The organism is Methylophaga pinxianii (assembly GCF_020447225.1).
Taxonomy (GTDB): Bacteria; Pseudomonadota; Gammaproteobacteria; order Nitrosococcales; family Methylophagaceae; genus Methylophaga; species Methylophaga pinxianii.
The window spans coordinates 1-14850 of sequence record NZ_JAJAEO010000130.1; the positions used below are offsets into that span (position 1 = coordinate 1).

Annotated in this window: 11 protein-coding genes and 1 pseudogene; 2 read left to right on the forward strand and 10 right to left on the reverse strand. The window is 45.1% G+C overall.

The features are described 5' to 3' along the window. Positions 1-175 precede the first annotated feature (175 nt). From LGT40_RS01830 to LGT40_RS01840, 3 genes are all read right to left on the reverse strand, one after another. Positions 176-1147 (reverse strand): calcium/sodium antiporter, encoded by a 972-nt coding sequence (locus tag LGT40_RS01830; protein WP_226070543.1) that lies wholly within the window; start codon positions 1145-1147, stop codon positions 176-178. A gap of 78 nt (positions 1148-1225) precedes the next feature. After that, positions 1226-2692: a cryptochrome/deoxyribodipyrimidine photo-lyase family protein gene (locus LGT40_RS01835; RefSeq protein ID WP_226070545.1), complete on the reverse strand. Its 1467-nt coding sequence runs from the start codon at positions 2690-2692 to the stop codon at positions 1226-1228. Then, a complete protein-coding gene (locus LGT40_RS01840) occupies positions 2689-4002 on the reverse strand; it encodes a DASH family cryptochrome (protein ID WP_226070547.1) in 1314 nt (437 codons plus the stop codon). Before LGT40_RS01840 ends, LGT40_RS01835 begins: the two co-directional genes overlap by 4 nt. 135 nt (positions 4003-4137) lie before the next feature. Between LGT40_RS01840 and LGT40_RS01845 the strand changes: the two genes are divergently transcribed. Next, positions 4138-4524, forward strand: coding sequence for a thiol-disulfide oxidoreductase DCC family protein (locus tag LGT40_RS01845; protein ID WP_226070549.1), 387 nt, complete (start codon positions 4138-4140; stop codon positions 4522-4524). 7 nt (positions 4525-4531) lie between these two features. Here LGT40_RS01845 and LGT40_RS01850 read toward each other — a convergent pair whose 3' ends face one another. The 4 genes from LGT40_RS01850 to LGT40_RS01865 are packed head-to-tail and all read right to left on the reverse strand — an operon-like array spanning position 4532 to position 10410. Next, positions 4532-6487: an amylosucrase gene (locus tag LGT40_RS01850; protein WP_226070551.1), complete on the reverse strand. Its 1956-nt coding sequence runs from the start codon at positions 6485-6487 to the stop codon at positions 4532-4534. A 39-nt stretch (positions 6488-6526) separates the two neighbouring features. After that, on the reverse strand, positions 6527-7399 hold the full coding sequence (locus LGT40_RS01855) for a carbohydrate kinase family protein (RefSeq protein WP_226070553.1): 873 nt from the start codon (positions 7397-7399) through the stop codon (positions 6527-6529). After that, positions 7396-8253: an HAD-IIB family hydrolase gene (locus tag LGT40_RS01860; protein WP_226070555.1), complete on the reverse strand. Its 858-nt coding sequence runs from the start codon at positions 8251-8253 to the stop codon at positions 7396-7398. The genes LGT40_RS01855 and LGT40_RS01860 overlap by 4 nt, the downstream gene beginning before the upstream one ends. Next, a complete protein-coding gene (locus LGT40_RS01865; RefSeq protein WP_226070557.1) occupies positions 8254-10410 on the reverse strand; it encodes an HAD-IIB family hydrolase in 2157 nt (718 codons plus the stop codon). Positions 10411-10634: 224 nt separating this feature from the next. Between LGT40_RS01865 and LGT40_RS01870 the strand changes: the two genes are divergently transcribed. Next, the gene (locus tag LGT40_RS01870) at positions 10635-11450 is read left to right on the forward strand and encodes a class I SAM-dependent methyltransferase (RefSeq protein ID WP_226070558.1); all 816 of its coding nucleotides are present in this window, start codon (positions 10635-10637) and stop codon (positions 11448-11450) included. 42 nt (positions 11451-11492) lie between these two features. On the opposite strand, the gene LGT40_RS01875 is transcribed toward LGT40_RS01870, so the two are convergent. The 3 genes and pseudogenes from LGT40_RS01875 to LGT40_RS01885 all read right to left on the reverse strand — a co-directional run. Continuing rightward, on the reverse strand, positions 11493-13415 hold the full coding sequence (locus LGT40_RS01875; RefSeq protein WP_226070559.1) for a TIGR00341 family protein: 1923 nt from the start codon (positions 13413-13415) through the stop codon (positions 11493-11495). A 99-nt stretch (positions 13416-13514) separates the two neighbouring features. After that, entirely contained in the window at positions 13515-14240 is a 726-nt protein-coding gene (locus tag LGT40_RS01880) for a succinate dehydrogenase/fumarate reductase iron-sulfur subunit (RefSeq protein ID WP_226070560.1), read from the reverse strand. Continuing rightward, a pseudogene (locus LGT40_RS01885) lies at positions 14237-14850 on the reverse strand (fumarate reductase/succinate dehydrogenase flavoprotein subunit); the annotation flags it as partial. The pseudogene LGT40_RS01885 and the gene LGT40_RS01880, both read right to left, overlap by 4 nt.

A 14850-nucleotide genomic window follows, 5' to 3' on the forward strand; every position in this document is an offset into this window, starting at 1 on the left:
AAAAAAAAACGCTGATTCAGATATCAAAGTCTCACTTTATATTAAAATGCTGATAAGCCAGACTTACAGCACCCGGTGATATAAAACCAGTATTTAATCCAGAAACTGACTGATAAAGAATGGTCCGGTTTATCCTTTATCAGTCAGGAAAATAGTGCTCAGGGAATGGTGCTGGTTAAGCCACAATCGTGCTGATCAGATAAGCAGTGTAAGCAACAAACACCAGCATCAAACAGCCGCCTTCCACTCGATTGATCCGACCTTGCTTGCTACGTAATCCAAAACCAAAAATAAATATAGCTAGAGTCAGGCCGGCCATAACCGCAATGTCACGCGTCAATATTTCTGCAGGTATGGCAAAAGGATTTATTAATCCCGCGATGCCTACGACCGCCAAGGTATTAAATAAATTGGAACCAATAACATTCCCCAGCGCAATATCATGCTCCCCTTTTTTCACTGCTATTAATGAGGAAGCCAATTCAGGCAATGAGGTACCGATAGCCACGATAGTCAAACCAATAATCAAGTCGCTGACACCAAATACGACAGCAATTTCTACCGCGCCCCAGACCAGGATGCGTGAACTGATAATCAACAAAAGCAAACCCACAAACAGCCATATCAAGGCTTTTTTCAAACTCATTGACTCTGCATTCAATTCAGCTTCCATTTCAGTACCAAAAGCATCGGGCGTTTTTTGCATGCCCTGATAAATTGTCCAGCCCATCAATACAAAAAACACCAGAATCAATATGCCTGCATCGAGTCGTGATAATGAACCATCAGCTAATTGCCAGGCGGCCAACGCAGTCACCGCAATTAAAATCGGCAATTCTTTACGCAAAACCTGCGAATGCACTGCAATTGGACTGAGTACAGCGGTTAAACCAAGTATTAACGCTATGTTTGTGATGTTAGAACCATAGGCATTGCCCAGTGCCAGACCAGGATTACCCTGTGTTGCAGCGAGTGCAGAAACCACCATTTCAGGCGCTGATGTGCCAAAACCCACAATGACCATACCAATCAATAAAGGCGGCATACCAAAGTAACGTGCTGAAACAGCTGCACCATCAATAAAACGATCAGCGCTCCACACTAATAAAATTAAACCAAATATCACCGCAGCAAAGGCAAGGGTCATAAGTTCTCCATCTAGGTATTGTTGAATTTCTGTACTTATTATCAGGGTTGAATCGTCATCATGACAATTTGTATCGTTTTATCGACTGGTTAATCTCACATGTCGACTTAATATACGTTGATTTTCATTTTTTACATCATTGCGTTCGCGCCATGACCATAAAAGGTCGCGACTATACTTTGAAGCCGTTTTAATATCCACAATTGGATAAGGATAATCGTGGCCCAATTCAAAATTGAGCATGATGGATTCCATCGGTGTGATTTCCCATGGCCGATGGATAATCTCATCCGCTAATTCGCTCAACTCGGGTAGCCATTCACGTATAAATTTGCCTTCACTATCCTGCTCTTCCGCCTGCTTGGTAGGATTATATATTCGGATTGTGTTTGTTCCCGTAACACCTGCCTGCATCTGTAATTGCGGATAATGAATCCCGGGTTCAAAATCCAGAAATAATTGCGCTAAATAGTGGGCTCCGCGTCGCCAATCGATATGTAACTGGTGACAAAGGAAACTGACCAGCATGGCGCGCATCCGAAAATTGATATAACCGGTCGCAATCAAACAGCGCATACTGGCATCCACTAATGGAAATCCGGTTCTTCCCCGTTGCCAGGCCAGCAAATCAAATTCCGCCTGTTTATCTTCGCGCCAGGGAAAGTCTTGATAACCCCGATTGACTGCACGAAACTCCATTTCCGTTTCACTTTCAAATTTCTGCATAAAATGGCAATGCCAGTGCAGTCTTGACGCGAAGGCAGTCAATGCTCTGCGCCATCCTATATCATTCCAGTGGGCTAATAGCTGTTGATAGACCTGTCTCAGACTGATATTACCCCATGCAAGATAAGGCGACATACGGGAACAGGACTGACGACTCAGATCCGGACTGGAAATATGTCGATTATAGAGTTTGCCTCGCTGGGCAAAGAAATCTGCTAACACATTTTGCGCCGTTAACTCGCCGCCATATTGAAAAAGTATGTCGCTTTGCTGCCATTCCACTGGCGGCGTGAAATCGACTTGGTGTAGATCAGTAATAAACTCTGACTGTTGCCATTGGCTTTCGAGTATTGGTTCTCGCATAACCTGTTGCCAATGCTTATCCCAATCTTCACGAGTATTTGCTGCGCGAATCACCCCGCCATGTGGAAATTCAGTCCAGATAATGTGCTGCTGTTTAAACGTTTTATGAAGGGTTTTATCGCGTGCAAATGTGATATTCAGTCCGATTTCCTGATGACTGAAAATCGTGTCAATCTGATACTGTTGCTGTATTTGCTCAAAGACGTCTACAGCTTCACCTTCAATCACCAGCACTTTGCCCTTGTGTGGCGATAATTGCTGATTCAATTGTTGTAACGACTGCCAGACGAACCGCCAATGACGCAAACTGTAATGCTGATCTTTTACCAGAGACGGCTCAACGATATAAAGCATCAAAATTGGCAGAGGCTGCTCACAGGCAGCAGTCAACGCAGCATGGTCTGATAAACGTAAATCGCGTTTAAACCAGACAACATTAATGACCTGACGCATCATTGTTTGGGTGGAGGCATAATGGGCCAGTCGGCAGCATCGACTGAATCCAGTGGAATAAGATTGATATCACCCTGCCAACGTCTGATAAAGTCACCATCAGGGTCATATTGCCGGGTTTGTTTTTCAATATTAAATTGCCGGCCTCCCCGAGGGTCCGCTCCTACTCCCGCAATATACTGCCAGTTTCCCCAGTTGGCGGCGACGTCATAGTCAATCAATTGCTGTTCAAAATAAGCTGCACCAAATCGCCAATCCAGCTTTAAATCATAAACAAAATAACTGGCCACAATTTGACGCCCCCGGTTGGACATATAACCGGTTTTATTGAGCTGCTTCATGCAGGCATTAACCAGTGGTGAAGGTGTGTTTCCATGACACCACTTCTGATAACGCTCAGGGTAATAACAACGGCGGCTGTTGGTATTTTTAATTCCATCAAACCGATATAACCTGGCACCATAACGATGGGCATACCATTGAAAGTATTCACGCCATAACAATTCAAAATAAATCCAGTAGGTCGAATCGTTGCTGCCTTTAAGTTGTTCATAACTTTTCAATCTGGCAACCAAATGTCTCACCGAAAGACAGCCTAATGCCAACCAGGGGGAAAATTTGGTGGAGTTTGTCCAGCCATCCAGTTCATTTCTGACATTTTTATAATTGGCAGGCAAATCAGTAGCGAAATATTCTTTGGTGTGTTTCAAAGCGGCACTTTCACCACCGGTAAAAGCAGACTTCAAATCAACGGTTTTTGAAAGCACCTCTAACGCTATTGGGCCCGGTGGCGGAGGCAATTGCTGTGGCGGCAGCATGGGCCTTGCCACATCAAGTAATTCAACCTGCTTACGAAATTGGGTAAAGGAGTTGGGCAACTCAGCAATTCGAAAAGGCAAATCCTCAGCAACAAATAAGGTATGAGATGCTTGCGTTACAAATTTCCGCTCTGGAAAATGCCGTTGTAATAACGCCCAATGACGATTTTCATAAATGCCCACATGTTGGCTACGGGCAATAATATCAACATGATATTTGTTGATTAACTCTGCTAATGCCTGATGCGGCGTTTGCTGCCTGATAATTAATACCTGGCCCATTTGCTGGAGTTGCTGTTGCAGATCGGATAAGGAATCCATTAAAAACTGAAATCGCCGCTCTCCCATAGCTTTGGCATTCAAGCCATTGGGCCTGAACCATTGGGGATCCACACAAAACACACAGATAAGTTTATCTACAGATTGCATTTCCCATAATGCCGGCTGATCGTGCAGTCGTAAATCATGGGTAAACCAAAACAATCCTGTGGTCATGTGGGATGAATCTCCGATGGGGTCAAAAGGCTCTCAGTTCACAGACTGTCTGGCTTGATATTAGGTTCGTTGCAACAGAACTAAACTGACGGCAAAAAGTCAGATTGTGGGTCCACTTCTGATTAAGAGTCCAGAATGCATAAGTTAACCGTTTTTTTCGATGGCAATTGCCCTTTATGCACTCAAGAAATTACGTTACTAAAAAAGCTGGATAGCAAACAACAACTCCATTTTGAAGATATTCACGCCACTGATTTTGTATATCGTTATCCTTACATCGATATCGTAGCGGCTGATAAACGCTTGCACGGCCAGTTAGCCAATGGACAGATTATCACCGGACTCGACGTGACAGCCAAAGCCTGGGCGCTGGTCGATCATCATCGTTTGCTGCAGGTCTTACGCTGGCCTGTGATTCGCTGGTTTGCCGATTTTGGTTATCTGGTTTTTGCCCGATTACGCCATCCAATTGCCCGTTTATACAAGCACAGGGCTTGTCCGGACGATAACTGTCCGCTTTAACCACTGATTAGATTTCGGTTAACCAGTAAAAACCAAAATGTGGAATGACTACCGTATTATTGAATTTTTCCGGACTCTGCCCGGTAACTGCATCAACCAGTTGGCCTTGGTAGGTTTGAGACCATCTGGGGAGTTGATCCAAGTCCAGCCGCTGTGGTTTATGATCAAAATTGGCAATAACTAATACTCTGTCTGCCGGTTTTTGCAGATGGTAACGTTCAAACACAAACAGATGCGGGTTATCCACATCCACCAGATCACGGTTATTAAAATCGGCAAATGCATCCAGTTCTTTATGCACTGCAATCAGTGTTTTTAACTGATTAAAGATTTGATATTCCACTGTGCCCGGCACATTACGTTTTTCTGCTTTTTTCCAGTCGATAAAGGGGCGATGCACCCAACGCGAATCATCCATTTTGACCGGATCATCGCGATAGCTTTCATCATTAGTGGTGCCTATTTCATCCCCGTAATACAACAATGGCAGACCACCGAAAGAGAGGATAAGGCTATGTAACAGGACGATAATACGTATCGCATCATCAATCGCTTTTTCATCGCCGATATCAATTGCATACTGTAAGCCCACCAGCGATGCCAGAGAACCGGAAATACGTGCATCACCGGTTTTATCATTCTGACCGAATGGCACACCTCTTGCGTGTGAATCAGCAAACTGTCCGGTGAAATAGTCAATCAAAAACCGTCTATGGTCTCGCGGCTCATAGCCTGCCAGCGCTATGTCCTTATCATCAAACCCCAGACCAATATCATCATGGCAACGAATGTAGTTCAGCCAGGTCGCACGCTCCAGTTTCACTGGCAGACTTTTAATACCCTGATTTAATAATCGGGCATTTTTTGTGGCGACAGCATCCCATAACAAGGCCATAAAGGTGGCGTTATAGGCAATTTCACATTCCTTGGCAATGACCGCATCTTCTCCAAAATATTTAGTTACTTCTACTGGTGCGACAATCGCTTCGGCAATAAACAACACACCAGGTGCAGTGACCTGGCAGCAGTCTTTCATTAGCTGCAAAATCAAATGAGCTTCACGTTCGTTTTGACAGGTACTGCCAATTTTTTTCCACAGAAAAGCGACTGCATCCAAGCGCACAATATCGGCACCTTGATTTGCCCAGAATAAAATAATATCGAGCATTTCGATAAATACCGTGGGATTGCTGTAGTTCAAGTCCCATTGATATTCATTAAAAACCGTCATAACCCAGCGCTGCATTTCCTTGTTCCAGGTAAAGTTACCCGGGGCTGTTTCCGGAAACACTTCCGGCATGCTTTGCTCAAACATATCCGGTACATGACGGTTTTCGAAGGTGTAAAAGTAATCTCGATAAGGCGAATACCCATCACGGGCTTTTTGCGCCCATTCATGTTGATCAGAGGTGTGGTTTAATACAACGTCCATGACCAGCAACATATCGCGCTGGCGTAAGTCTGTAGCAAGCGCACGCAGATCATTTAAATCACCAGCACGCGGATCAATTTCACGAAAATTGCTGACCGCATAACCACCATCACTTTTTCCTTCCGGGCACTTCATGATCGGCATGACATGCACCAGGTTAATCCCCAGATCCTGAAAGTAATGCAGATGCTCACGCATGCCTTGCAAGTCTTTTGCAAAACCATTGCAATACAAGGCCATGCCAACCCACTTTTGACTGAGAAACCAGTTGTAATCCTGTTCCCGCTCTATATCTTTGGTACGTAACTCGTCTGAACGATCAACATATTGTCTGGCCAGCGTTTCCACCAGTCTTTGGGCTTGTTCAGCAAAATCCGGACGTTTGCCATAAAGCCTTTCAAATAACGAGTGAATTGCATAAAAGTTAGCGCCAAGACGGGTATAAAAATAACGCAAATCTTTTTTGGCAAACTCAGGTTCAATCTGATTGAGGATGGCATTCAGAAGAGAGTGAGATTGCTGTTCGTACATGTTATTTCCTGATTAATTGAGACGGGTAATGCTATGACGTTATGTATACTCAGCATAAAAAGCCGGATCTTCGCTGATTGCTCCTCGCAATCCTATCACCTGACTGGCAAACTGCTGGGCTTTTAATAGAATCTTCTGCACCGGCCAGTCGGCCAGCAAACCGTGAATATACATAGCAGTAAAAGCATCACCGGCTCCCACCGAATCCATTAAGGTGTCAACAGCCACACATTTTTGCTCGTAAAAGGTTCCATCATTACAACGTACAATGGCACCCTCTTCTCCCCGGGTGACAATAAGTTGCTCTAGTTGAAAATGCGTTTGCATCCGTGTCATATCTTGCTGTAAATCAGCAGAGTTGAAACCTAGCTCCACTAATTCATTTTGATTTAGTTTGCACCATCTGGCCCGTTCCAGACATCGATAAATCTCTTCCTTACTCCACCAGGGAGTTCGTAAATTCACATCCATAAAAACCGAGATGGATTTTGGTCTTGTTAGCGATTCAAACGCCGCTTTTGAAACTGAATTTCTTAATGCCAGTGAACCATGGTAAAGCACCGCATCGTTGCGCAATGTCGGTAATTCTGCGGTGCTAATAAAGTCATAGGCTTTGTCAGCCGTGATTTCATAACTGGGTTCACCACCCTGCAGCGTAACTTTAACTTCACCCGTACTGTGCGTTTTATCGGTTTGCAGCCCCGTCATAGAAAACTGCCATTGTTGCATTGCCTGGCGTATTTTTTCACCGGACGCATCATCTCCTACTCTGGAGATAAATAGAGGGTCATCACCAAATGCCTGTAAATGCCAGGCGACATTAAACGGTGCACCACCAAGCTTTTTACTCTCATCGGGAAAGCAATCAAATAATACTTCACCAAAAATGGCTAATGCGGGTTGCTGACTCATGAATTATCTCTCGCTTCTAGTTGCGGTCTAAACCCTTCGGCATAATGCCAGACGCCCTGTAAAACACCGGCACTATAATTACCGTTCATTCCCAATGGGCCTGGATTAATCGCAATGTAGAGTGATTGTGGATGACCATTTTCCACAACCAGTTGCTGTGCCATTGCTTTAATTTCATCGGAGGCATTATTCACCACTACAGATTGAATCGGACTGGCCAGTACCGGCATATCATTGCCACTATCACCGGCAAACACCACTTCATTGTCTGTGTAACCAAGCCGGCCCTGTAAAAATTCAATTGCATGCAGTTTTGTGGCATGTTCCGGTAATACATCCAATAAACCGACATTGGTCAGCTCATCAATGCTCCACATCACCGAGGCGTTCACACCTACTTTTTGCAAACGTTGCTGTACTTCCTTAATCACCAAATCTTTATTGAGATAAAGAGGTAAATAAAAACTGAGCTTGTGGGTATTTTGTTTGCTGAACTCCTGCAATTGGAGATCTTTAATATCATTTAACAAGGCTTTGAGATCGGTATGAGATTTTCCATTCCAGTCTTGATCAATCTCATCACACCAGCTTTGTACTTCTTGCCAACGTTTTTCCTTGAATTGAAATATCTTGGTGCCTACATCACTGATAATGTAATCTGGCTGAGGCAGGCTATAGGTGCGGATGGCCTTTTCAACCAGTTGCCGATGTCGGCCAGTGACATACACCAGACACACATTCTCCGACTGGCAAAACTTTCGAAAACGCCGGCGTGCATCTGGATGCTCAGCTTGCATTCCATTAGGGATCACGGTGCGATCCATGTCAGTACAGAGTAATAGTTTTATACTCATTTAGCTTGAACCTGTGGCTTGCTCAGAAGTGATTTGAAAAAAATTGTAATACTCAATTGCTTCCATAATTCCTGCAGCAAATGGTTTACTGGCGAAATAAATATGTGAGAAATCTTCCAGCTGTGACAGTTCCTCGTGATGTCGGTTTGCAACAACTACCGCCAGCGTATTCCCCCGCATCATATCTTCATCTGCGCCGCTACCTCCAGCGACACAAATGCGCTCTAGCGGCATGTGCCAACGATCGGCAACAAATCTCAATGCCATGCCTTTTGAAGCTCTCAGCGGCAAAATATCCAGGTATTGGCCAAATGCCAATTGAACATGGACGGACAACTCCTCTCGGTGCAGCAATGATTTGATATCTTCCACATCAACCTGCTCCGGGTTGATGTAATAGCTCAGCTTGAACTGACTTTGCTCAGATTTTGGCTGGCGCTCCAGACCGGGGATTTCATCAAGTAATTTTGTTACCCGGTGTGGTAACCATAAATGATCTATGTGTTTGGTCCATGCCGTATCCGGCGTCAATTTAGGGGCGTAGTAGATTTCGCTACCACTGCTGGTGATCAGAATATCCGGCTCTGGAATACGATGCTTTTTCATTAATTTTAATGCTTGATCAAGTCGTCGACCGGTAGCGATAACAAACTTGGTACTCTTGCGATGTTCGCGCAACAGATTGACCAATGTCTGCAATGATTCATCATCGCCAACCAGATTCAAATCCAGATCAGTCACCAATGCTCTCTCATCTCGTCCTGTCTCGCGCCGTTCTACAGGAAGACGTAACAGTTTTTCGGTACGGGCCGCTATCGGTTCAATGATTTCCAGATAGCGTGTTGCATGAGCTTCCCAGGAATAATGTTCAGCCACACCTTTAAGACCATTTTGCTGACAACGGTGCCAATAAACTTCATCCTGAACCAGTTTTTCAATGGCCAAACTGATACTGGAAATTTCCAGTGGATCAATCAATTCACCATTTAGACAGTTCGCCATAATATCTCTGGGTCCACCATCCTCCGTGGCAACTATTGGCAAACCACTGGCAGCAGCTTCGATTAATGTCAGCCCAAAAGGTTCAGTCAGTGCAGGGTTAACAAAAACGCCTCGGGTAGCAGCTGCAATACGATAAATCAAGGGCACCTCATCCCGCCGATGATGTTTGGGAATGGTGACTTTTCCGTATAAATCATAACGATCAATCGCAACCAGCAGTTCATGAAAGACCTCCTGTGCACCCCGCTCCAGGTCATCAATATCATCTCGGTTACCCGCGATGATCAATATGTTGGCACGTTCCTGTAATATCTCAGATTGACCATAAGCCTCAATCAAACTGACGATGTTTTTACGTTTATCTGGCCTCGACAAAGCCAGAATCATTGGCTTATCAGGTACATCCAGATGCTGGGTAATACGATGAAACAAGTCACTTTGCAGTTCATCTCCCTTTGGCGGGGTAAATTGCTGCACATTGGTCCCGGGCGGCACAATACGCATTTGTGCGGGTTGATAATGATCGTAAAGCTCGTATTGTTCCTCAATTTCCTGATGCGTACTGGTAATCACCCGCTCTGCTGTGGCCAGTGTGATTTCTTCCGCCTCGATCCGTTGATTCATTTTGTACTGCTGTTCCAGTTGTTCCATGTCAACACCGCTGGCAAGCAGTCTTCTGCGTTTGACCCGTCCCAGTGAATGACCAGTATGAACCAGAGGAATCCCTAATTGATTGGCGATATGTGATGCCACAAGACCTGCATCAGCGTAATGACTATGCAAAATATCTGGTAAAAAAGCCTGTCTGCGGAAAAAATCCACCAGATTATCGGCAAAGGTATCGAGATGTTCCCAAATATGTTCTTTTGCCAGATATACTTCAGGACCGGCATCAATTCTGATGATTTGTAACTTATCGTTGAGCTGTTCAACAGGCTGCGCATAATCAGGCGATATTTCGTTATCGACGACACGTCGTGTAATCAGTAATACTTCGCCGACTCTTTCCTGCTCTGATAAAGCCTGGGCTAGCTCCAGGACATAAAGTGTCTGACCACCGGTATCTGCATCGCGTCCCAGTTCAAGATCATGCCCGCGAATCAGACCATGAATATTTAACAAGGCAATTTTTAGTTTTTCTTTGTTATCTGACATAGTTATTTATATCTTAATCACAATGAGTTTTCTCTGGACACACTTGCGACAGGCAGATAAAGGATATCGGTGTGCTGCATAGGGCATTCCCTTTCAAACTACCTGCTAAGTGTCCAGAAGACAAATTTAGGCCGGAAAGCATTGATTGTTATTTCCAGCAACCTTGAGCGTATCACGCAGTCAATCAGTAATGTATTAACTTCGATTTAAACAGGAAAGTCAGTATGTCTATACAACGAATTTTTTCCACAATATTACTCGCCTCGCTCCTGCCTATTAGTCAATTGGCATCAGCAGATGACTCTTTGCAAAACGCTGTGAACAATCCCCAACGTTCAGAAACAAATACACAACGTGATATGTTCCGCAATCCGTCGGCAACTTTGATGTTCTTTGGTATTACGGCTGATATGCGCGTCGCTGAAATCTGGCCCGGGCGTGGCTGGTATACCGAGATTCTGGCACCATGGTTAAAACATGGCAAAGGCCAACTCATCGCAGCAGGATTTCCCGCGAATACACAATCTAACTATAGACAAACACTTCGTCAGGAATATAACACCTGGCTGAAAAGCGCTCCAGAGTTATATGACGAAGTTGTCGTTACAGAATTTGGTCCGGAAAGTGAGGGACAATTTGCTGAACCGGAAAGTCTGGATGCCGTTTTGACTTTCAGAAACGTCCATAACTGGGTTCAAGATGCCTTTGCTGAAGAAGCTTTTTCGGCCATTTTCACTGCGCTGAAATCTGGTGGGATTCTGGGAGTTACCGATCATCGTGCCAAACCGGGCACATCACTGGCCGTGATGAAAACCAGTGGTTACCTGACTGAAGAATATGTCATTTCACTGGCTGAAAATGCGGGCTTTGTACTGGAAGAAAAATCTGAAATTAATGCCAATCCTTCGGATACTGCAGATCATCCAAACGGCGTCTGGACATTACCCCCTACTCTGCGAGTTGATAATGTAACTGACAAAGCAAAGTATCAGGCAATTGGTGAAAGTGACCGCATGACCTTACGGTTTCGTAAGCCTTGAAAAACAAAGCCCGGACACAGACCACTGTGTCTGGGCTATCAGTTAACGCACCACTCTAACTGCAATTTCAAGCACAACTGGCTGATTTAAACGTCGCTCAATTTCCTGCTTTACTTGATCCATTACTGCATCATCCACCGCTTTTTTTGAAACCATGGTGAGACTGATAATCATCGGTTCCCGGGGTCTGACATTCACATCCACAAGCTTAACACCGGCGATTTCCTGACCGTCCAACTGTCGCAATACGTTATTTTCGGCAACCATCCGATCAAAACCAATAGCCAACGGAATAGCCAAAATCGCGACCATGATTAAGGTCAACATCAATCCACGTTTCGCTCGATGAAATGGACTATAGCCAAGAATCATAAAGGTAATTAACGCGGCAAGAATAATTCCCACCAAGTTGGTGAGATATAACAGAAATGCACCAAAAAACACGGTAAAATCGAGCCAGCCAAGGCCAATACCTGCAACAGCTAATGGTGGCACCAAAGCAACTGCAATCGCCACGCCAGCAAGACTTTTAGCCACTTCAATCCGGGCATGCGCATAAGCACCGGCAATTCCCGAAACCACCGCTACACCAAGGTCCAATAGAGTGGGACTAATTCGAGCTGCAATTTCCGTATTAATATTATTCAATGGGATAAACCAGGCAATCAATGTGGCACAGAGCAAGGCAAGTCCAGTGCCTATGGCGATACTTTTTCCACTTTCCAGCATCAGTGACTCATCCTGACGCAAGGTGCCGAGTGACATGGAAATGATTGGTCCCATTAAGGGGGCCAAAATCATTGCACCGATCACCACGGGGATAGAGTTGGCAAACAAACCAAATGCCGCCAGTAATGTAGATAACACCATCAGTGTTAAATAGGCAGGGGTCGCCCGAGCACTCTCCCGCATCATCATGAAGAGATCTTTAAACTCCTCAGGGGCAGCATGATGCATCCAAGGTAGCGGATAACTGATCAGCTCACTTCTTGCTTTTCCCAGAGGCAAAGCCTGAGTGCGGACAATTTCTTTCTGCTCGGCGCCGCTATCGGCCAGTGCGAGCAAACGTCCTGGAATCAAGCGAATAATTCGGCGCTCGACTTTAAAATCGAGCTGCTGCGCCTCGGAAACCATTTCGTCATGGCTATATTTGACCGCCTTGTTGGTTTCCAGTTTGAGTTGACTGCTTTTAATAAAACCGACAAAGGGCGGATTATTGCGACTCCAGATATTGCGCATGAATAAGGAGGCAAACAAAAATCTGAGCATTTCAAACACACTTCGTGGTGCCAGTACGAGGGCGTGCATCATGCCATCATTGGCATTCGAATCAGGCATAAACCGCCGGGATAAAACCGAACTCCTTCCATGCTCAACGGCCACTACACCAAACGCAGCGGTTTCGATCACTTTTTCTTTCTGAGTAGTAATCGTAAAAGGCGTAAATCGCACCTCTTTCAGACTTCGCATCAAACGCCAGAAACGTCTTACTCTCGCCCAGAAAGGCTCCACCATGGCTTCGCCTGGGACTAAGGTAAACGTCTGTCCCACAATAACTGAGTTAAAAACTGGCCGCTCATTGCATAACATTAAATCAAGTTGAGATGCTTCATTGTTCATGATGTCGCTTAGCGCATCTTCAAAATTGGCCGCGATACCAAAGCCATAACGTGCATGTTTCATTTGTGGATGAGGCAACAGACCAATCGTCCATTCCTGCTCCCGAGCTTGTAACATCAAATCCCGCAAACATTCATCGTTCAGATAGCTGATAACTAACTGGTCTGCTTCAAATTGATATTCTCGCCCAGACTCAAAGCTGTTGAGACGAATATCCCACTGCTGTTCTGGTAACTTTGGCAAGATATTCTCTTGCACCGCCGCTTCATCGGCTGCTGAAAACAGCAAAACGACTCGTCGTTTTTCAGTAATCGAATCAAGTTTGCTGATCAGATCTTCTTCCATCTAGGACTCCGAGAGAAATTTAACGCGCAGTATATTAATGCATAAGCCCCGCCAAAGGGGCAGGTTTTAGGAGTATTTCGTTATCACGCTTGATGACATTCAGCGGTGGTATAAAAGTTTATTCATCTTCACTATGGTATCGGTACGAATCTGCTTGGGGCAAACGCGTTCGCACTCACGGTAATTACTGCAACTGCCAAACCCCTCGGCTTCCATTTTCGCCAACATTTTGGCCGGACGTTTATTATCCAGTTGTCCTTGTGGCAGACTGCTTAAATGGCTGACTTTTGCAGCAATAAATAAAGTTGCCGAGGCATTTGGACATACCGCAACACATGCACCACAGCCGATGCAGGTCGCCGCATCAAAGGCTTTATCCGCTACTGTTTTAGCCACTGGCATCGTGTTGGCTTCCGGAGCAGCGCCGGTTCTGACAGGAATATATCCGCCCGCTTGAATAATACGATCAAAGGCACTGCGATCCACCATCAAGTCCTTAATGACCGGAAATGCAGTTGCGCGCCAGGGCTCAATCCATAATTCATTTTGATCCTGATAGTCACGCATATATTGTTGGCAGGTGGTCGTTGCCTGATGTCTGCCATGGGGTTCGCCATTGATCACCAGGCTGCAACTGCCGCAAATGCCTTCCCGACAATCATGGTCAAAAACAATTGCTTCTTTACCAAGTCCGATTAATCGCTCATTAAGCGCATCAAGCATTTCCAGAAAGGAAGATTCAGCCTCCACTTCCAATTCATGTTTTTCAAAAAAACCATTGTCTTGGGGATTGGCCTGACGCCAGATATGCAGGATAAATTTCATTGGTAATTCCGAATCCCAGGACTTACAAAGTCAAAATGTAATGGCTCTTTAACCAGTTTCGGCTGGATTACATTACCTGTGTACTGCCATGCCGAAACAAAACCAAATTCGTTATCGTGCCTTTGGACTTCACCATGAGAAGTCAGATGTTCTACCCGGGCATGACAGCCACAGGATTCTTCACGACTCAGAGCATCAATGCACATTAATTCACCGAGTTCCATAAAATCAGCGACCCGACCGGCTCTTTCCAGCGTTTGGTTCAGTTGTTTGTCACCACCGCTGATTTTAATTTCTCGCCAGAATTGTTCTCGAAGTTGCTGTATCTCCACAATAGCCTGTTTCAAGGCAAATTCATTCCGTGCCATGCCGCAGTGATCCCACAAAATCTTGCCTAACCGACGATGAAAATGATCAGGGGTATGTTTCGGTTCAGGTGCATTAAGTAAACGATCCAGACGGGCTTGAGAATAATTTATTGCTTGCTGAACCTCGGGGTAATCTTTATCTGCTAATGGCGTTTGTCGAGCCAGATAATCCGAGACTGTCGCCGGCAGAATGAAATAACCATCAGCCAGACCTTGCATTAAGGCACTGGCACCCAATCGAT